Origin of the sequence: Gottfriedia endophytica, from assembly GCF_017814275.1 — a bacterium.
In the GTDB taxonomy this organism is placed as follows: domain Bacteria; phylum Bacillota; class Bacilli; order Bacillales; family Bacillaceae_G; genus Gottfriedia; species Gottfriedia endophytica.
In genome coordinates this window covers 220,235-238,982 of record NZ_JAGIYQ010000003.1, presented here as the reverse complement: position 1 = coordinate 238,982, position 18,748 = coordinate 220,235, and the positions used below count along the sequence as shown (strand labels likewise).

General features: G+C 32.0%; 20 protein-coding genes. 4 read left to right on the top strand and 16 right to left on the bottom strand.

Annotated elements, in window-relative coordinates; translation table 11 throughout:
• Positions 1-173 precede the first annotated feature (173 nt).
• From J5Y03_RS06000 to J5Y03_RS05955, 10 genes are all read right to left on the bottom strand, one after another.
• The gene (locus tag J5Y03_RS06000) at positions 174-1,232 is read right to left on the bottom strand and encodes a cytochrome d ubiquinol oxidase subunit II (protein ID WP_245208779.1); all 1,059 of its coding nucleotides are present in this window, start codon (positions 1,230-1,232) and stop codon (positions 174-176) included.
• Between the two features lie 428 nt (positions 1,233-1,660).
• On the bottom strand, positions 1,661-2,116 hold the full coding sequence (locus tag J5Y03_RS05995; protein ID WP_209403564.1) for a TlpA family protein disulfide reductase: 456 nt from the start codon (positions 2,114-2,116) through the stop codon (positions 1,661-1,663).
• A 108-nt stretch (positions 2,117-2,224) separates the two neighbouring features.
• Complete coding sequence (locus J5Y03_RS05990; protein ID WP_209403562.1) at positions 2,225-2,767, bottom strand: peroxiredoxin; 543 nt, start codon at positions 2,765-2,767, stop codon at positions 2,225-2,227.
• A gap of 118 nt (positions 2,768-2,885) precedes the next feature.
• Positions 2,886-4,001 carry an N-acetyldiaminopimelate deacetylase gene (locus tag J5Y03_RS05985; RefSeq protein ID WP_209403560.1) on the bottom strand — a complete coding sequence of 372 codons (1,116 nt, stop codon included), beginning with the start codon at positions 3,999-4,001 and terminating at the stop codon, positions 2,886-2,888.
• A gap of 84 nt (positions 4,002-4,085) precedes the next feature.
• Positions 4,086-4,802 (bottom strand): 2,3,4,5-tetrahydropyridine-2,6-dicarboxylate N-acetyltransferase, encoded by a 717-nt coding sequence (gene dapD, locus J5Y03_RS05980; protein WP_209403558.1) that lies wholly within the window; start codon positions 4,800-4,802, stop codon positions 4,086-4,088.
• A gap of 84 nt (positions 4,803-4,886) precedes the next feature.
• On the bottom strand, positions 4,887-5,753 hold the full coding sequence (locus J5Y03_RS05975) for a LysR family transcriptional regulator (RefSeq protein ID WP_209403556.1): 867 nt from the start codon (positions 5,751-5,753) through the stop codon (positions 4,887-4,889).
• A gap of 352 nt (positions 5,754-6,105) precedes the next feature.
• A complete protein-coding gene (gene cbpB / locus J5Y03_RS05970) occupies positions 6,106-6,549 on the bottom strand; it encodes a cyclic-di-AMP-binding protein CbpB (RefSeq protein ID WP_209403554.1) in 444 nt (147 codons plus the stop codon).
• Positions 6,550-6,964: 415 nt separating this feature from the next.
• Positions 6,965-7,156 carry an antirepressor AbbA gene (gene abbA / locus J5Y03_RS05965; RefSeq protein WP_209403552.1) on the bottom strand — a complete coding sequence of 64 codons (192 nt, stop codon included), beginning with the start codon at positions 7,154-7,156 and terminating at the stop codon, positions 6,965-6,967.
• A 51-nt stretch (positions 7,157-7,207) separates the two neighbouring features.
• Positions 7,208-7,726, bottom strand: a complete 519-nt coding sequence (locus J5Y03_RS05960; RefSeq protein ID WP_209403549.1) for a ribonuclease H-like YkuK family protein — start codon at positions 7,724-7,726, stop codon at positions 7,208-7,210.
• 184 nt (positions 7,727-7,910) lie between these two features.
• On the bottom strand, positions 7,911-8,147 hold the full coding sequence (locus J5Y03_RS05955) for a YkuJ family protein (protein WP_209403547.1): 237 nt from the start codon (positions 8,145-8,147) through the stop codon (positions 7,911-7,913).
• Positions 8,148-8,383: 236 nt separating this feature from the next.
• On the opposite strand from J5Y03_RS05955, the gene J5Y03_RS05950 reads away from it, so the two are divergent.
• Positions 8,384-8,617, top strand: coding sequence for a glutaredoxin family protein (locus J5Y03_RS05950; protein WP_209403545.1), 234 nt, complete (start codon positions 8,384-8,386; stop codon positions 8,615-8,617).
• A gap of 492 nt (positions 8,618-9,109) precedes the next feature.
• Here J5Y03_RS05950 and J5Y03_RS05945 read toward each other — a convergent pair whose 3' ends face one another.
• The 3 genes from J5Y03_RS05945 to fadH all read right to left on the bottom strand — a co-directional run bounded on the left by J5Y03_RS05945 (position 9,110) and on the right by fadH (position 11,863).
• Positions 9,110-9,622, bottom strand: a complete 513-nt coding sequence (locus J5Y03_RS05945; RefSeq protein ID WP_209403543.1) for a DUF3993 domain-containing protein — start codon at positions 9,620-9,622, stop codon at positions 9,110-9,112.
• Positions 9,623-9,865: 243 nt separating this feature from the next.
• Positions 9,866-11,083, bottom strand: coding sequence for an EAL domain-containing protein (locus J5Y03_RS05940; RefSeq protein ID WP_209403541.1), 1,218 nt, complete (start codon positions 11,081-11,083; stop codon positions 9,866-9,868).
• A gap of 15 nt (positions 11,084-11,098) precedes the next feature.
• Positions 11,099-11,863 carry a 2,4-dienoyl-CoA reductase gene (gene fadH / locus J5Y03_RS05935; RefSeq protein ID WP_209403539.1) on the bottom strand — a complete coding sequence of 255 codons (765 nt, stop codon included), beginning with the start codon at positions 11,861-11,863 and terminating at the stop codon, positions 11,099-11,101.
• Between the two features lie 136 nt (positions 11,864-11,999).
• Here fadH and J5Y03_RS05930 point away from each other — a divergent pair, with 136 nt between their 5' ends.
• Complete coding sequence (locus J5Y03_RS05930; protein ID WP_209403537.1) at positions 12,000-12,869, top strand: metallophosphoesterase; 870 nt, start codon at positions 12,000-12,002, stop codon at positions 12,867-12,869.
• A 716-nt stretch (positions 12,870-13,585) separates the two neighbouring features.
• Here J5Y03_RS05930 and J5Y03_RS05925 read toward each other — a convergent pair.
• Positions 13,586-15,688: a sensor domain-containing protein gene (locus tag J5Y03_RS05925; protein WP_209403535.1), complete on the bottom strand. Its 2,103-nt coding sequence runs from the start codon at positions 15,686-15,688 to the stop codon at positions 13,586-13,588.
• Between the two features lie 249 nt (positions 15,689-15,937).
• Here J5Y03_RS05925 and J5Y03_RS19805 point away from each other — a divergent pair, with 249 nt between their 5' ends.
• A complete protein-coding gene (locus J5Y03_RS19805) occupies positions 15,938-16,306 on the top strand; it encodes a hypothetical protein (protein ID WP_245208800.1) in 369 nt (122 codons plus the stop codon).
• A gap of 150 nt (positions 16,307-16,456) precedes the next feature.
• Complete coding sequence (locus J5Y03_RS05915) at positions 16,457-16,969, top strand: YkyB family protein (protein ID WP_209403533.1); 513 nt, start codon at positions 16,457-16,459, stop codon at positions 16,967-16,969.
• 84 nt (positions 16,970-17,053) lie between these two features.
• Here J5Y03_RS05915 and J5Y03_RS05910 read toward each other — a convergent pair whose 3' ends face one another.
• A complete protein-coding gene (locus J5Y03_RS05910; RefSeq protein WP_209403531.1) occupies positions 17,054-17,698 on the bottom strand; it encodes a YkyA family protein in 645 nt (214 codons plus the stop codon).
• 24 nt (positions 17,699-17,722) lie between these two features.
• The gene (locus tag J5Y03_RS05905) at positions 17,723-18,553 is read right to left on the bottom strand and encodes a polysaccharide deacetylase family protein (RefSeq protein WP_209403529.1); all 831 of its coding nucleotides are present in this window, start codon (positions 18,551-18,553) and stop codon (positions 17,723-17,725) included.
• Between the last annotated feature and the right edge of the window lie 195 nt (positions 18,554-18,748).

Below are 18,748 nucleotides of genomic sequence, written 5' to 3'. Positions count from 1 at the left end.
GCTAAGTATTACTAAAATTTGAAATCAAGTCCTATAAAATGGACACTCAAATAAACGATAAAAAAGCCTGTTCACGGTAAATTACCGGGGACAGGCTTTTTTATTCTCATAAAAAAACACCTCTACAAAATCGAATCAGGATCGATTTTGGGAAGTGTTTATTAAGTCTCTCCTTATTGGTTCTCACTATTATCATCTCTATTAACTTCGACTGAATTTTTATTCTCTCTATCTTGTGATAGATACAAAGTAGGTTTCTTCAAGAAATAAATTAGAAAAACAGTTACAAAAGCAACAACCGCAATAAAAAAAATAAATACTAAAACTGTTGCTAGACCACTTTTTGTATAACTATTTTCTATTCTTAAATAGGGATATAAAAAATATGGCATATGGCTTAAACCGTAACCAAAAAACGCAAATAAATATTGAAGAAGTACACTTGATAAAGCTAAACCGTAGTATTTTTTTCGGTAGACAAGAGTAGTTGCTAAAATAAAAAAAACAAATGATAATAAAAATAATAACCAATAGCTATACATATGTTCAAAATGAGCTTTATTATGCAGTTTCATTGCTCCGAATACAAACACGCTTGAAAATATTGTTGGAACTGACCAAAATAAATAATATTTTCTTAACTTTATCTCAGAGCTAGAATCATTGATTGCTCTAGCATAATATAAAAGGAAAATCGCACTAATAAATAAAACAGAACAGATTGCAAGGAACATGACTGATATCGAATAAACGTTGGTTAATAACTTAAACGGCTGAAAATGAATATCCGTCCCTTTTTCAAGGATAAATCCACCTTCTGATATTGTTAAAACAGTAGAAAGTGAAACGGGAATGAGCAAGCTTGTCGCTCCATAAACAAACATAAATAGTTTACTTCGCTTGCTTCCATATTGATGAAACGTATAAAACGAGCCTCTTATAGCGACCAAGATCATTGCAATACTTCCTGGTACAAGTAAAGGGACACCATAATAATACGCAACTCTCGGAAAAATTCCTACGATCCCAACAAAAAAGAAAATGAAAAACACGGTCGCAATTTCCCAAATTGAAGATAAATGTTGATTGATTAATTCTGTTAATTTCCGCTCCCCAATATTAGTAGAAGCGTAAAACGCATAAAATCCAGCTCCGAAGTCAACAGAAGCAACAATCATATACGCATATAAAAACATCCATAGGATGAATAATGCAAAAGATTGTAATGCCAACTTAATCCCCCTAATTCATAAAGGTTATATAAATGCTCCAACCTTACCTATACTTATCTTCCATTCTATCATACTCATAAATCTCTTACATCCTAATTATGTCCCAAAAACCTTGAACTGATTCTATCTTGTATTTTAATCTTAATAAAAATTTACTCAAACATTGTAGCTATTTTAGTATTCATTAGTTGATTACAACTCCAGGTTGCTCCCTTTCCATGGGGCGTGAGCTGAGCCTCCTCGTCGCATACGCTCCTGTGGGGTCTCAGCCTTCCCGCTATTCCAATAGGAGTCTCGCACCTTCCGTAATAATCAACTTCTGTCTTTAACAAAAGCAACAAAGCTTTTAGAAAAGAACCTATAGAAAAGAGCAAATAAAATAGACTGCCTTATAAGATCACTTATCAGACAGTCTATTTAATATACATTTATTCTGCTTTACTAGCTTCATCTAACACTCGATTTACACGTTTTTCAAGCATTGCCATTCCACTATCACCTGCTTGGAAATGTCGAAGCAAACCGTTTTTATCAAAAACATAATATGCTGGTACATATTTATTTTCAAACGCATCCGTAATACCATGCTGATTATCAACTAAAATAGTTTGAGTGATCCCATGTTCTTCAGCTACTTCTTTTACCTTTTCAATATCTAAATCGTCTTCAGAACGTGGCATATGAACACTAACGACATTTAAACGGTCTTTATACTCATCTCTAAACGCATTAATATTTGGCATTGCCTCTTTACATAAATGACAGCTTACTGACCAAAAATGAATTAATGTTGGGCGTTCACCGATTAATTCTTCTCTCGTAACTGGATTATTTAGAACAGCAGTTGCACTATTTAATTCTGGCATTGGTGTACGTAGTCTCATACTAACTCCTCCTATCCTATGTATATCGTTAAAAAAAGGTTGTCTCATCAATGATTTCACTTTGATATTGAGACAACCTCTTTAAATTAAGTAAATGTTAGTTAAGAATTAAAGTGTAGCTTGACCTGGTTTCCAGTTAGCTGGGCAAAGTCCACCAGTTTGTAAAGCTTGAAGAACACGTAAAACTTCGTCAACTTCACGGCCTACATTGTTATGGTGAACTACTTGGTACATTAATTCACCTTCTGGATTGATGATGAATAGTCCGCGTAAAGCGATACCTTCTTCTTCAATTAACACACCATAATCACGAGAAACTACATGATTTGTATCAGCAGCTAATGTGTAAGCTAATTGACCAATACCATTTTCTTTACGATCTGTGTTGATCCAAGCTAAGTGAGTGTGGATTGTATCTGTAGATACACCAATAACTTCAGCATCTAAATCTTGGAATTCTTCATAACGCTCTGAAATAGCGATAATTTCAGTTGGACATACGAAAGTGAAGTCCATTGGATAGAAGAAAAGTACTGTCCATTTGTCATTTTTCATGTTTTCTTCTAAGCTTACTTTACCAAATTGTTTATTTGATAAAACTGCTTCCATTTCAAAACGTGGTGCTTGTTTTCCTACTAAACGTTCTGCCATTTAAAAATACCTCCAATTGGTTATGTAAATTAATTAATATTGCTTACAAATAAATTATATTAAATCAACTAATTAAAGTCAATATTAATTTATAATAATTATTATTTGATAATCATTTTCATTTAATGTTTTTAAAGAAATTTGTTAAAAATTCAATTGTAAGTGGGATCGCTTGCTCATTTGGATTTAATTTTTGATGGTGTAGACCAAATGGAGAATCTACTCCTAACCAAAACATCATTCCTGGAATATCCTTAGTCATAAATCCAAAATCTTCACCTGTCATTGCTACATCACATTCAATCGCTTCAATCCCATTATAGTTTTTAGCAAAAGTTAGGAAGTCATTCGTAATAGTTTCATTATTGATAACTCCATAATAATTACAGCCAAAGTCCACTTTAATTTTACACTGAAAACTCTCTTGAAATCCATTAATCATGCTTAAAATGCGTTCTTTTAATTTATTCATTGATTCTGCACTAAGTGATCGCATTGTTCCTTCAATTCGAACATGATCTGCGATAACATTTTGAACTGTTCCACCATTTATTTTTCCTATTGTAATAACCGCACTATCTAATGGATTCACATTTCTTGAAATAATGGATTGTATTTGAGTAATAAAATGACTTGATGCTACAATCATATCATTTGTTAAATGAGGAAACGCTGCATGTCCACTCGTACCATAAAAATCAATAAAAAGTTCTGACGTATGTGCGAATAGTAAGCCAGGTTTGGTAGCAATAGTCCCCACCTTATATTCTGGAGCAATATGTAATGCATAAATAACATCTGGCTTCCATTCTTGGAACTCCATACTTACCATTAATGGTTTAGCTCCCCCTGGCCCTTCCTCTGCTGGTTGGAAAATAAATAAAACGTTATCTGCAATTGGTTCATTAACAATATTTGTTAATAGACCGAGTGTAATACTCATATGGACATCATGACCACATGCATGCATCATTCCATCATGTTTAGAAGGGAAAGGCAAATTAGTCTCTTCGTTAACAGGTAAGCCATCAATATCAGTTCGATATCCGACTGTTTTTGTTGGGTTTTTTCCATTTACTTTTACTAAAACACCTGTTCTCCATGTTTTTATTTCAATACGGTCTGAATCAAGAGAATTAATATAATTTAATAAATACGCTTGAGTCTTTACCTCATGAAAACCAATCTCAGGAATTTGGTGGAGGTCTCTTCTAATCTCAATAAATTTATTCATATTGTTCCCTCCTCAAAAAAAGGCTGTCCCATTAGTGCTTGGCACGAAATGTTTGGAACAGCCTCTAATCGATGATATTATCTATTAATTATTTAGTTTTCTTAACTCTTGTTTAATTTCTGTTTTTGATTTTGTTTTTTCATCGATTTCTTTAATTACTCTTGCAGGTACTCCAGCTACAACTGTATAAGGAGGTACGTCTTCAGTAACAATTGCTCCAGCAGCAACAACTGCTCCTTTTCCAACTTTAACACCTTCTAATACTACAGCGTTTGCTCCGATTACAACGTCATCTTCAATGATAACTGGTTGCGCTGAAGGTGGTTCAATTACACCAGCTAAAACTGCTCCCGCACCAACGTGACAATTTTTACCAGTTGTTGCTCTTCCACCAAGAACAGCATTCATATCGATCATTGTACCTTCACCAATTACAGCTCCGATATTAATAACTGCTCCCATCATGATAACAGCATTATCACCAATTGAAACGTGCTCACGAATAATAGCACCTGGCTCAATACGCGCTTTAATTTCTTTTGAATCTAACATAGGAATAGCAGAATTTCGACGATCAGATTCAATTACAAAATCTTCTATGTATTCTTTTTGATCATTTAAAATAACTTTAATTGCATCCCATTCACCGAATAATACTCCACTATTTTGTGAAATAAATGCTTGGATTGAATCAGCAATTTGTAACTTGTCTAATTGCCCTTTTACATATACCTTTACAGGTGTTTTCTTAGTAGCATTTCCAATAAAAGAAATGATTTCATTTGCATCCATTAAATTCATTATAAAAACTCCCTTCATTTCAATAGTCTTACTCTATCAAAAATAGTATGAATCCCGCAAGTTCAAATATCGTTAAATCATGATTTATTTTTCTTTTATAATATTCAAAAATCCTTCAACCTGCTTTAATTTACTTACATCTTCATGATATAGAAGATAAGTATCTCTTAAAAGTCTCTTTTCTTTATTCATAAACAGAGGAATCCTGTTTAACACTTCATTCGAAACGTCATGTAAAACCGTTGAGGGTAATATGGCAAATCCTATTCCATTTAAAACTAACTGTTTACACGTTTCAATTTGGTCAACTACGATTTCTTGTTTCGGAGCAGAACCGAATGTTTCATACCACCATGATTGAATAAGTTGATAATAATTTGAATTACTTCTAAACTGGATAAATGGTTTATTTAAATGCTTATATTCTGATAGATCGTGCTTAACCGGATCAACTAGTAATAGTTCATCAGAAAAAATTAATTCTTTCTTTCCATACCAATCTTGATTGCCCCTTACAATGGCAAGCTGTACTTCATTTTCATGCAAACGATTCATAATTTCACTACTCCAACCGGTAAATAATGAAATTTGAACATTCGGATGCTCGATTAAAAACTTTTTCAATAACGGTGGCAACCAATATTGTGCGACAACAGATGACACGGCTATTTTCAAAGTACCTGAAACACCGCTTTTTGAAATTAATAATTTTTCAGTCATTTGTTGGTATGTCATTTCCATTTCTTTTGCATATTGAAGAACAATTTCCCCAGATGCTGTAATAGTTAGTCCCTTTTGAGAACGAACAAAAAGTTCCGTTCCAAGAATTCGTTCAAGATTTTGAAGCTTTTGGCTTAATGCTGGCTGAGAAACAAATAATCTTTCAGCGGCTTTTCTCATATTTTTCTCTTCAGCAAGAGTAATGATAAAGCGGAAATCATCCATATGCATAATTAGTTTACTCCTTAAAAAAAGTAAGTCATTTTGCGAGTATGACTTACTTTTTTCTTTTTTCTTTTGCAATTTGAATTTAGATTGATTTCAAATTAACTTTCAAAAATTGTTTTGCATTTATTGTTAATGGCTCTTTTCTCAAAGATTGTTGCTACCCGAGATTTTTAATTTTAAAGACAGAAGTTGATTCGGGCGGAAGGTGCGAGACTCCTGTGGGAATAGCGGGAAGGCTGAGACCCCGCAGGCTTGCCGAGGAGGCTAGCTCACGCCACACGGAAAGCGAGCATCCTGGAGTTGTAATCAACTATCGCATGCTAAATTAGCAACAATGTATACGAAAACAGCCTTGTTATTTATTATATCGTCTTACACTTTTCTTTAATTGTTTTAAAATAGCTCGTCTCGTTAAGATTCCTTCAAACGTAAGGTTATCATCAACCACACACACAAATGGGTGGTCTACAACATATTCAAGACCCTTTGCTAGCGTATCATCTGGTTTTAAAGTGGGATGATCTGTACTCATAACGTCTTCTACTTTCATTGAATCAAGCTTTTCAAACTCAATTCGTTCAAGTCCTAAAATGCGATCTAAAATCATAGAAGTACTTATTAACCCTTTTAATTGAAATTTAGGATTTAATACCGGAATCGCTGAGTACCCTGATTTTGTTAATACCAATAATGCATGTTCTAAATTATTTCCTACTTGAACATGTGCTACTTTTTCACTCGATATAATAACTTCTTCAACTTTATGTTCATAAAAATGTTGTCCATCCATACTGATCATTTGTTTTCCCCCAATTATACCTAACTACACATATTGTATCAGATTGCAAAAACCTTTCCAATTAGAGAAATTTTGAATGATAAAAGCTTAATGTAGTCTAAGGTATCCCTATATAAAATTAAATTTCTACCTAATATTTTATTAAATAGGAATAATATATTGCCTGTTTTCGTAAACTTTGTTGCTATTTAAGAAGGTGATACGTTCAATTCCACTACAGGTTCTCTCTTTCAGTGTCGGGTAGTTCCCGTACCCTGTTCCTTGTACCTTGTTTCCTTGTTCCTTGTTCCTTGTTCCCTTTTCCTTCTTTCCTATTTCCTGCTCTCTGCCCTCGTTCCTCTTTAAAAGGAAAAACCGTTTTAGATAACGAAACTGTTCATTATCTAAAACGGTTCTACATTGTACAATATACAATTTACAATCCTAAATCCCTTAATTTATGATATAAATGCAATAAACGAGTATACTGTTCTTCTCCGACATCCATTAAACCATTTTCAATGTCTGTAATTTGTGAAGAAACTAATTCAATTGCATAATTTTGCTTCATTACGGTATCTACTAATAAATACATTTCATCATCGGTAAATTTTTCTTCACTCTGCATCTTCATCCCTCCTATTTTCATTCTTATCCATGTTTTATTAATTTAAACGAATTATTTTGTAAATTTATTCGCATAACTAAATGCTGTATATGATTCAGGCTTTATTTTGGGTGTAATTCCCATGGCACTTATTTTAGATGTCATTTCTTGAATAAATTCTTTTGTTAATCCTACTTCTCCGATATCTAAATGGATTTCAAAACTAAAATTTTTTGTACCTACTTGGTCATATATTGGCTGAAAAATTTCATTTAAATGGAAGGGAGTTAATAAAAGTGCAATTTCTTGACTATATAAAGTTTCTAAAAAAATTTTCTCTTTTAAATTTCTAATTTTGCGATTATGAAAACAAGAATTCAAGCATCCCCAAGCTCCGTTTCCAACCCTGTGTAAATGCAAAGCTGTAATGAATTTTGTCCCTTTACTATGAACCTGTGAATCCGTACCAATTGAGAGACGATAGTGAGCATAAGGATCTTTTTGTACAAACTCCCTCAAATGAAAAATGACACGCTTAAAGTTCATATCTCTTTCGCTAAGGTTATAAAAAAGATATTGCTCTTCATTCATCTTTTTCACTCTCCATTCAAGTAAGCATGGCTACTATGTAAATTCACCTTAAGTTTATTCAACCAACTTGTATTTAAGCACTTAAGATCTATGTAAAAAAAAAGAAAAACCAGCAATTTTACTTTGCTGGTTTTTCTTTTTTATACTATTTAAAACAAGTTACTTTATTTTTTTCTAATTTATACTATGAAATTAAATCGTAAATTTCAATTGCAACCATATCAATATTATCAAATGGGAAAGTTTGAGGTTTTTCCCCTGGTTGATAAACTTCAAGTTCGAAAGTAGCATTTTTTTCAGCATATTTAACACTACATTTTCTCTCACCATTAACTTCAAAGTATCGTTGTGCTACCTCTCCATTTGTTGCCTGTTGTTTTAAGCTTTCTAAGCGTTCTAAAATTCCTAGTAGTAAAGACATATTAGAACTCCTTTCTACCATGTGTCATTACCTAAATATAGGTTTTACGTTCTTACAATTTCTATCCATAAAAAAGCTAAGACAGATAATTTGTAATTAGTTTCCATTAATAAGAATACTTGTAATTCAACTTAATTACAAGTGTTAGATTTTGTCGGTTAGTAGAACTAAATATTTGTTTAACATTCTAGTTCATGAGAAGATAATAAAAAACTTTCAATTAGAGGAGTGCAGAAATGGAAGTGCAACTTTTTACACAAGATGGATGTCCACCATGTGATTATGTAAAAATGTTATTAAAGGAAAATAATATTTCTTATCAAGAATTTAATGTATCAAAGGATTCCAAAGCAAAACAGAAAATGATTCATGAATTAGATTCATTCTCTACACCAACATTAGTAATTGGAAACGAAATTATTCGCGGGCCGCAAATTGATCAAATTATGTCTCTTCTAAAGATTAAATAAACAATCTTTGTTAAGAAACTTTAAAGATTCTTAACAAAAATAATAAACGTATATTTTTTTTTGCTACCCTGAAAATAACAAATGAAAAGTCAATTATTATAGGATGAATTCCTTATTTTCATGGGACATGGTGAGAATTTTATTAGCATGATGTCTCTTTTCTAAAAGGCTCTTTTTTAAGATTGTTGCTTTTAGGATTTGTAATTTAAAAGTCAGAAGTTGATTACAACGGAAGGGTGCCCAGGCTTCTGTGGGAGATGCGGGAAGGCTGAGACCCCACAGGAGCGTATGCGACGAGGAGGCTCAGCTCACGCCCCTAGGAAAGCGAGCATCCTGGAGTTGTAATCAACTAACGCATTCTTAAATAGCAACAATTTATACGAAGACAGCCTTTGAATTTTTTACAACTAGTTATTCCGTAAAAAATTTTATTGTAAATTTACCTACAAAAAAAGAGCTTCCTTTTACTATTGGAAACTCCTTTATATCTAGCTAATTTGTTAATTGTTTTACTTCTGTTAATAATTCTTTACTTTGTAATATACCACTTACCTTTAATGTATTACCTTCTTTTGAAAGAACAACATATTCATAATGTTGGGGACGAATAACAGGTTCAGTCATTTTAGGCATTTTTTCATAAATATAAATTAAATTATTTTGTTCATCATAACTAATCTTTGTTCGATTTGAATAACTAAATTTAGGTATATATAAGCCACTAACATCAGTTCCTAAAGCGATATACCCTTTTTCTGTTTTCGTTATATGCGTATCAAAAAATGCTTGAAAATATGAATCTGTAACGTATGGGGAAAGCTTATTATATAACTGTTCGTACGTATAATATTTGTTCGTAATATCTTCTTGAATAGTCCGTGTCTTTTGAAGTAATGCAAATGCCTCTTCTCTATCTAGCTCATTTACTTTTCCAACACCTATGAAATGAAATGCAAAAAATGAAACAAACAAAATAACCACAACTTTTAGAATAAAAGTACGCACACTCTAACCTCCAATACTAGCTTGTCCAATTTATCCTAATTTTAGCTTAGCATTTCACACTAAATTGCTCCACCTTAATCTTTCTAAAAATTCAATCATCAATTGACACAATAACCCTTTTTCCTACAAATCAAATCAAGCTCTCAATTAAAAAACACCTAACTTTTCCAAGTAGACGGTAACAAAAATGTTACCATCAACAGAAAAATTAGGTGTTTTCAATTGGTTTAACAGAACTCTTCTTTAAAATAAAAGCTCATCATGCTTAAATAAAAAATCATAACTCAAATCGATATAAAGGTCGTAGCCTTTTTCCATTGGATAAGAGAATGTCCGAATTTTTTCACCGGTTTCAATATCCCGATACAGATCAGACAAGATTCCTTGTTCATTTACTCTCATTTTTAAGACGGTTTCTAAGAAATACGGTCTCCAGCTCCAATTTTTATGAACATACTCCTCTTGAATAATCCAAGAGTCATTATTTAATTTAAATAAATTTGCCGTTTGTTGATAACCATCTCCGTCACAAATATACATTCGAAAACAGAATGATTGTAAGTCATTTGTCATTTTTGATAATAAATCAGTGAAGTTTTCGTATTTTTGATATTTATTTATAACAGCTTCAACTCTCTGTTGAAGTAAATGAGTAACATTACTTAAAGACTCCAGCTTTGTCTTTTCAGCTGCTATAAAATGTTGGATATCATTTTTTAATGTTTCGCTAAAATGAATGGAATCCTTCATTTCATGATCCGGTAAGCTCAAATGAGCGCCTTGATAAAAACGTCCACCATTCTTCCATGCTTGGCGAAGTTGATGAGAATCTGATATTCCATCATAGTATATCGATGCTCCCATTTTACTTGCCACATAAATTATAGCTTGTAAGATGTCCTGGAAGGAAGATGTATGAATACTATTTTTTACATGCTTAAAATCAATTTTGATGATATCTGGAGATAAATATCTAAGTGTACTTAAATTAATCACTTTTTCACTAATACTATCAATTGCAATCTTAATACCATATGTTTGATAATACGTCATTAAATTTTTTAATTCCTTTTCAGAACCATGAAATAATCCGTGATTTAAAACTAATACAATATTACTTAATTTTAATCCTTTATCTTCATATTCTTGTAAAAGGGTAATAAAATTATCGGGATCATCCATTAATAAAGCTTTTGGATGACGATTAATAAAAAGGAAATACTCTCTACCGAAGTCTACTACTTTTTGTAAACTTTTCTTTAAAAGCTCATTTTCAACTTCTAATAAGAATTCTTCTGGTACAGTATCATTTTTAAAGAAAAATTCCAGGCTTTGAAATGTTTCTAAATGAATTCTACCTACTGATTCAAACCCAGCAACCTTTTGTGTGTCGGCACTATAGACAGGCTGAAAAAAAGGAATGACTTTTTCTATATTACTAACAACATCTAAAGGGTCCATTTTCTACCTCCTATATTAAAACGGATATTGGTTTAGTGACGCACCGCCATCCATTGTAAAGCATGCTCCATTAATATAGCCTGCTTCATCAGAAAATAAATAAGCTGCTAAACCTGCAATTTCTTCTGGTGTTCCAAGTCTCGCTAGTGGCACACTTTGAATTGTGCGCTTTGCCATCTCTTCAGATATCCATAGTTTATCCGCTCCTCCAGTTCGTTCAATCGGCCCTGGAGCGATAGCATTTACACGAATACCATATTTTCTTCCCCATTCTACTGCCAATGTTCTTGTCATTGCAAGAACACCTGCTTTAGCTGAAGCTGAATGAATTACACCTGGACCTGCATCCCAAGCATATGTAGCAACCATATTTGTAATGGCACCTTTTATCCCTTGCTTGATCATATACTTTCCAACTTCTGAACTGCAATAGAATGTTCCATTTAATACGATATTTATTACTGAATTCCATCCATTTGCAGATAAATCTTCTGCTGCACAAATAAAGTTTCCAGCAGCATTGTTTACGAGAAAATCAATTCGCCCGAATGTTTCGTCAACTTTTTGTACCATTAGCTTAACGTGTTCGATTTCTCTTACGTCCATTTGAAATGGTAAGATTTGACCTTCGAATTGTTCGATCTCACTCTTTGTTTCAAGTAATGTATCAAGATTCCGACCAGTAATAACTACATTCGCACCGTCTTTAGCAAAACGTTTTGCCATTGCCTTTCCCATTCCACTTGAACCACCTGTAACAATCACTACTTTCCCCTTCATTTCACAACCTCCTAATCTATTATATCTATAGTTTACCAATTTACGTTAAATTTGAGAATAATTTAAATTTTTTTACTATTTTAATCTTTGTCAAACATATATTAATAGAGATGTCATTGAAAGGTTAGGGTAAAAAATGAAAAAGATTAAAAAGTATTTTTTCTTTTGCTTCGCCTTTATCATAATCTATGCTTTTTTTATTGAACCTTCTTTTGTTTGGACGAAGAAATATACAATAAAATCAACTCTTTATCATTCGAACCATAGTATGACAATCGTGCAATTCTCAGATACTCATTTACGAAATCAACATGATGTGAACCATCTAAAAATAGTAGTTAAAAAAATTAACAAAATTAACTCAGACATTGTCATATTTACAGGAGACTTAATTAGTGATATTCGTAAATTTTCTTATGCGAAAGAAGTTAATAAGTTACTTCTATCAATTCATGCAAAGTATAAAAAATTTGCAATATACGGAAACCATGATCATGGGGGATATTTTACAGAGGCATATGAAAAATTGTTACTAGATAGCGATTTTATTGTTCTTAAAAACAATATAAAAACACTATATATTAATAGCCAAAAAGTTTCATTTATTGGAATAGATGACTACATGCTTGGAAAAAGAGAAATAAATTCCACCCTATCAAAAATAGAAAAAAATTCATTTTCGATCGCTTTAGTTCATGAACCTGATGTAGCAAAATATATATTGCACTATCCTGTATCTCTGCAATTATCAGGACACAGTCATGGAGGGCAATTTCCTTTTCCATTTTCACCCACACTTTTTATGCCACCTTTTGCAAAAAACTATTATAAAGGGAAATACGTATTAAAAAACAACTCATTACCTGCTAATGAATTTACAACATTAATCGTTAACAATGGCATCGGCACCTCAAAAATACCATTCCGCTTTCTGACACCCCCAGAACTAACAATAATTGAAGTAAAAACGAAAAGTGGAACAAACTTGGTTACCTCCGGCAGGTAGAAAAGCGGAGACAACCTGCTTATCCCCGGCAGGCATTGGAGCAAATAACATAAGGAAGTGGGCTTTTTCACTTCCGTTGTTATTTGTGAAATGACCGAGGGGATGGTTGTTGGAGCTAGACAGACATTGGAGCAAATAACAAATGAAGTGGGCTTTTACCACTTCATTTGTTATTTGTGAAATGGCCGAGGAGCTAGTTTGTGGAACTAGACAAAAACGAAAAGTGAAGCGGACTCGCTTAGCTTTGTGAGATAGAAATGCGGAGACACCTGCTTATCCCCGGCAGGCATTGGAGTAAATAACATAAGGAAGTGTTTTTTTACTTCCTTATGTTATTTGCGAAATGACCGAGGGAATGGTTGTCGAAGCTAGACAGGCGTTGGAGCAATAACTAAGAGAAGAGCGGTTTTTGTGAAAAGAAGAGATATTTATTGAATAGACATAAAAAAATTCTCTTTTTTAAAAGATTGTTGTTCTTATAAAGAATTTGCCAAAGGAAACTTGTGAAAATGAAGTGGATTGGAACGGAAGGTGCGAGACTCCTGTGGGAGCAGCGGGACAGGTGAGACCCCGCAGGAGCGTTAGCGACGAGGAGGCTCACCGTCCGCCCCACGGAAAGCGAGCATCCTGGAGTTCCAATCAACTAAGCGCATTCTTAAATAGCCAAAATGTTTAAGAAAACAGCCCAAAAAAAATAGCTAGCTTCCAATGAAAAGCTAACTAGTTCGACTAGAAAAATATTTTTCTTCAATCTCATTTGCAGGTAATGGTTTACTAAAATAAAAACCTTGGGCTTTTAAACAATTTTTCCTTTTTAAAAATTCAATTTGTTCGACTGTTTCAACACCTTCAGCAATTACATCCATACCTAAAGATTGTGCTAAATTGATAACTGTTGTTACAATTGCAGCATTTTTCTTATCTTCGGTAATTGCTTGAACAAAACTTCGATCGATTTTAAGCATATCAACAGGAAAATCCTTTAGATAGCTGAGTGAAGAGTAACCCGTTCCAAAATCATCAACAGCGATTTTAAGATTTAAAGCTTTTAATCTTTTTAAAATATAAGCCGTTTCCTCTCGGTCCACCATAGCTCCCTCGGTAATTTCAATCGATAATAAATCTGGAGAAAGATTATGATGATTTAAGCATTTATTTATATATTGCACGATTTCATTTGAATAAAACTGTTTTGCGGAAAGATTAACAGCTACTTTTTGCACATGATAGCCCATTTCTTTCCACTTTTTGATCTGTTGGACTACATTTTCAAAAACCCAATAACCTATCTCGTTTATTAAATGGGTTTGCTCAGCAATGGGGATAAATTCGTTAGGTGGAACAAATCCTAACTTATCATTATTCCATCTAAGCAATGCTTCAAGTCCAACAAGTTCAAAATTATTTAAACTGAACTGGGGTTGATAATATACTTCTAACTCATTTTTGTCAATTGCTTGTTTTAGTAAGTTTTCAATACACAATTTATTTTGTGTAATTGAAGAGTATTTTGCATCATAAAAAGAATAGAGTTCTCTTTCTTTTTGTTTACAAGCTAATAAAGCTCTTTCTGCATTTCGTAGTAGAATGTCACTTGTATTTCCATCTTTAGGGTATACACTGATTCCTACTGAAGAGGATATTCCAATTTTTTCGTCTCTATTCGGTATATTAATCGTTACATTGACTAAATCGATTAACTTTTTAACAATTGATATAATTTGATATTGAGATTTCATTGAAACAAAGAGAATAAATTCATCTCCACTATGCCTAATAATTGGACTACTTCCACCAATCAATTGTTCTACATAGGAAAATAATATTTTTGAAACAGATTCAATAACTAAATCACCAACATCATAACCGTATGTTTCATTTACATGACTTAACCGATTAATATTAAATAGAATAATAGCAAATTGTTGGTTTTGGGTCTGATTTTCTTTTATCATTCGATCTGCAATTGTTGGATATTGATCCCGTTTATAAAAACCAGTTAACTGATCTCTTTGAGAAAGGTAGTAAATATAATTGTCTTTTTCACTAATTGAAGATACATTCTTAATAATTAAATAAATCCCTCTAATTTCTTCCTTATAAACTATTGGAATACCTTTAATGTGACTTCTAATATATTGTCCATTTTTATGAAACACAATCGAATTTTCTATTTCTGATGAATGCCCTTGAAGAGTAATTGTAAATAGGTTTTGAAATTCTTTTAATTCTTTTTCCGAAATAATAGTTGTAACTTTTCTCCCTACTAATTCCTTTTGTTTATATCCTAGAACATGATAGGTTGAAGGATTAGCTTGTTCAATGGTTCCTTCATTATTTACCATCAATATACTATCTAAATTATGATCAAATAAAGAACGATATCTTAATTCATTTTCCAACTTTTCTTTCGTTTCGACTGTCGAAAGTGTTACATCTCGTGTCACACTTACTATGTATGTACAATTTCCATTTGAGTCAAAAATTGGTGATAATACTGTCTCAAAATAAGTATTTGTGTCATTTTTCACAATTACATCATTATACCAAATTGATTCTTTTCTATTTTTTGCAGTAAGATAGTTTTCATTTATACCTTTAGCAACATCTGCTGGCATTACTTCATAAATACTTTTGCCAATAAAGTCATGATCATGATCTAACCCCGCAAATTCCATTGCATTTTCATTTGCAAAATAATAATAAAATTCATTACCAATCACTCTCATTATAAAAACTAAATCATTAATCGAAGACATAACACCTTCAATTATTTTAGGATCAATAGAATTAGTATTTAAATTTAGAAATTGTGACATCATCATAAACATCCTTTAACGAAATATTTAAGTAGTTACGATGAGGTAAAATCAATGATGTAAAAACAAAATCTACTAATCTTACTATATTCGAAAATTAATATTCTGAAAATAGGTAAATCAGCATGTTCGATAGTTTTAATCCTCTATTAATTAAACAATAGGCAGTAGCCCTATTTTTTTTGTACCTGCTCTAATTATCCCTTCACTCCATAAAATGAACAGTACACTTGAGAGGAGGTAATAATTTTGTACAACCAATATTACTTTGATCCATATCACTATTACCGTACAGCTCAATTTCCAGACTACCCAATTGACCCTAACGATGAAAGATTTTTTCCTTTTCTCCCTTTTATAGGAGGGTTAATCGGAGGTTTAGCAGTAGGAGCTCTAGCATTTAGACCTTATGGTTTTGGATATGGATATGGATATGGTTATCCTTTCTATCCACCTGGTCCTGTTTTTTCAGCTGGTCCTACTTTTGCAGGCGGTCCCACTTTTGCAGGCGGTCCTACTTTTGCAGGTGGTCCTACTTTTGCAGGTGGTCCTACTATACCACTATCTCCCGCATATCCACCTAGTCCGGGCTATGGTTTTCAGCAAAAGCCTTTTTAAAACAAGATTAATTAAACTATTCTACTAGTTGACTAATAAGATTTATGTAATTTATTAGTCAACTTTTATTTTTTCTTATATAGTATTATTTGGAAAATTAAGCTATTATCAGTATAATATACATATAACGTAATCGGAGGTTCATTTTGAATGTACAATAGAGATGCAAATCAGCAACAAATAAACTATAATACATACGATATTTATCAAGCGGTCTTTATTGTAAATCGCCACGCGAAAACAGCTTTAGAACCCGCTGAATTATATTCACTAAAAAAGCAAACGCTTTCTAAATTAATACATGAAGGAATGGCAAAAAAAGTAGGGCTACACTTTTCAAATAATCCACGTGTTAGCAAACAGCAATCAGACGTCTTAGTAAAATGCGAAGATTTCTTCTTTCACATACCTCCTACTAAAGAAGACTTTCAGCAATTACCTCATCTAGGATTTTTAGAAAATTCCCATCGAAATCCAAAAGTAATCATGTCATTAAGCTATGCGAAAAAAATAATTTATCATTACTTAGGGATTTCTGAGAAAAGTTTTAAGGTACAAAAAAGTACAATAAATAAAAAAAACACAAACAAATCACTTTATAATTCGTATTTTAATAGTAAATCTACTTTTACTTTTCCTAGTGATCCGATTCGAAAGAAATAAAAATAATGCCATTATTCATATTAATAAAATTCTCTAAATAAAAAAGTACACATTGTGCTTAAATCACACAATGTGTACTTTTTCTTATTCGTTAGAACTTAATTTATGAATAAATTTCATTTCATTATTAGTATAGTTTCCAGATAATTGATTAAATGTATTTATTAAGTTATCTAACTTTTCATATTCATAATTTAAATTAAGGGATTGTTTACTTAGTAAATCAATATTCGTTTTTGATGTTGAAAGAGAATTAATAAAATCATTCTCTTGTTTTGTAATGTCTAGAAATTGGTTATAGTAATTTATAAAGGCTTCGTATCTTTTTTCATATAGTTCATTAATATTAAATGCATCTGTTTGAAGTTCTTTTGAGTCTAATTTATTTGCATACTTTTTATACTCATTGTGTAAAGTAACAGATTTTTGTAGTAAATTCTTTTCTTCTTTAAGTTGCTCCTGAATCATACTAACATTTTTTCTTGTCTTGTTTAAAATAGGAAGTAAATTTTGATTTGACTTCTGGCCCTCTTTTAATATTTGAGCAAGAAGCTTATCATTTTCATTCGTAAGATTTTGAATAGTTTCTACGGATTTTGTAAAATTTTTCTCGCTATTTGCTACTTTTTCATAATGATTAATTAATGTAATATTTTCTTTTTGATTATTACAACTGCACAAACTTCCCAAGATGATTATGCCTAACACAATGGTGAAAAATTTCCTCAAACTTGGTACCTCCTAAATCTCTTTTTACAATCTTCCGTCATGCCAAAAATTTAATGGAAAATGCTGATCTTCATCATAAGCTTTAAATGTATAACCTTTTGCCTTTAAACCTTTAATAATACTAGGCAGTGCTTCTACAGTTTGTTTCTTTTCATGTAATAAAACAACTTCTACATTACGATTGGCATGTCTTAAAACATTGTTAATAATTTGTTTTGGATTGTGAGGTAAATTCCAATCATACGAATCAATTGTCCAATCCCACATTTTAAGTCCTGAATTAGCTAATTGATTTCGTTCATCTAACGTTAAACCAGGTTTGCTACCATATGGAGGTCGAACCAAATGAATTTCTTTACCAGTTAAACCTTTTAGGAGCTTTTGCTCAGTCAACATTTCTTCTGTAAAATGCCCTTCAATGTACAGTTTTTTATAATTGTGTGACATGCTATGCATTCCTACATATTCACCCTTTTGTAATAAGGACTGAGGATTATGAGGATACTCCTTAAGGGTAGTACCAATAAGAAAAAATGTTGCTTTAACATTATTCTTTTCTAGGATATTAACAATATCTTTTTCGTATTTGGAAACTCCATCATCAAATGTTAAATACATAACCTTCTGTGTTTTACCGTTGTAGGTTGTAATCAGGGGTTTTTTTGTAGTGGTTAACTTAATTTTACTAACAGGACTAACCTTCAAATTTTGAATCGCTTTTGCATTGTCTGAAGAACCATTCAGCTTCAATAAAGGCATGATAAATAGTACTAGCAATGAACTGATGAAGATAACAAAAAATTTTTTTCTAAACGAAGAAGGATTTTTTGTAGTTCCCTTTTTTCTAAATGCCATAATTTCCCCTCCTTCTATTAGTTTATCTACTTAAAGGTTGCATAAATGCCTAAAAATTGAAAATGTTTTTATGTAATTTTAAAATTCCTATTACATGGTAACACAAAAATCTGGAAATTTTCTAAAGTTCATTAAGTTTTTTTATAAAAAAAAGTAAAACCTAGCATTAATTTTTTTTAATGGTAGGTTTACTGT

Coding starts and splice junctions, on each gene's coding strand:
- J5Y03_RS05995 (WP_209403564.1), bottom strand. CDS start 2,116: ATGAGACTACGTACACCAATGCCAGAATTAAATAGTGCAACTGCTGTT.
- J5Y03_RS05990 (WP_209403562.1), bottom strand. CDS start 2,767: ATGGCAGAACGTTTAGTAGGAAAACAAGCACCACGTTTTGAAATGGAA.
- J5Y03_RS05985 (WP_209403560.1), bottom strand. CDS start 4,001: ATGAATAAATTTATTGAGATTAGAAGAGACCTCCACCAAATTCCTGAG.
- dapD (WP_209403558.1), bottom strand. CDS start 4,802: ATGAATTTAATGGATGCAAATGAAATCATTTCTTTTATTGGAAATGCT.
- J5Y03_RS05975 (WP_209403556.1), bottom strand. CDS start 5,753: ATGCATATGGATGATTTCCGCTTTATCATTACTCTTGCTGAAGAGAAA.
- cbpB (WP_209403554.1), bottom strand. CDS start 6,549: ATGATCAGTATGGATGGACAACATTTTTATGAACATAAAGTTGAAGAA.
- abbA (WP_209403552.1), bottom strand. CDS start 7,156: ATGCAGAGTGAAGAAAAATTTACCGATGATGAAATGTATTTATTAGTA.
- J5Y03_RS05960 (WP_209403549.1), bottom strand. CDS start 7,726: ATGAATGAAGAGCAATATCTTTTTTATAACCTTAGCGAAAGAGATATG.
- J5Y03_RS05955 (WP_209403547.1), bottom strand. CDS start 8,147: ATGTCTTTACTACTAGGAATTTTAGAACGCTTAGAAAGCTTAAAACAA.
- J5Y03_RS05950 (WP_209403545.1), top strand. CDS start 8,384: ATGGAAGTGCAACTTTTTACACAAGATGGATGTCCACCATGTGATTAT.
- J5Y03_RS05940 (WP_209403541.1), bottom strand. CDS start 11,083: ATGGACCCTTTAGATGTTGTTAGTAATATAGAAAAAGTCATTCCTTTT.
- fadH (WP_209403539.1), bottom strand. CDS start 11,863: ATGAAGGGGAAAGTAGTGATTGTTACAGGTGGTTCAAGTGGAATGGGA.
- J5Y03_RS05930 (WP_209403537.1), top strand. CDS start 12,000: ATGAAAAAGATTAAAAAGTATTTTTTCTTTTGCTTCGCCTTTATCATA.
- J5Y03_RS05925 (WP_209403535.1), bottom strand. CDS start 15,688: ATGTCACAATTTCTAAATTTAAATACTAATTCTATTGATCCTAAAATA.
- J5Y03_RS05915 (WP_209403533.1), top strand. CDS start 16,457: ATGTACAATAGAGATGCAAATCAGCAACAAATAAACTATAATACATAC.
- J5Y03_RS05905 (WP_209403529.1), bottom strand. CDS start 18,553: ATGGCATTTAGAAAAAAGGGAACTACAAAAAATCCTTCTTCGTTTAGA.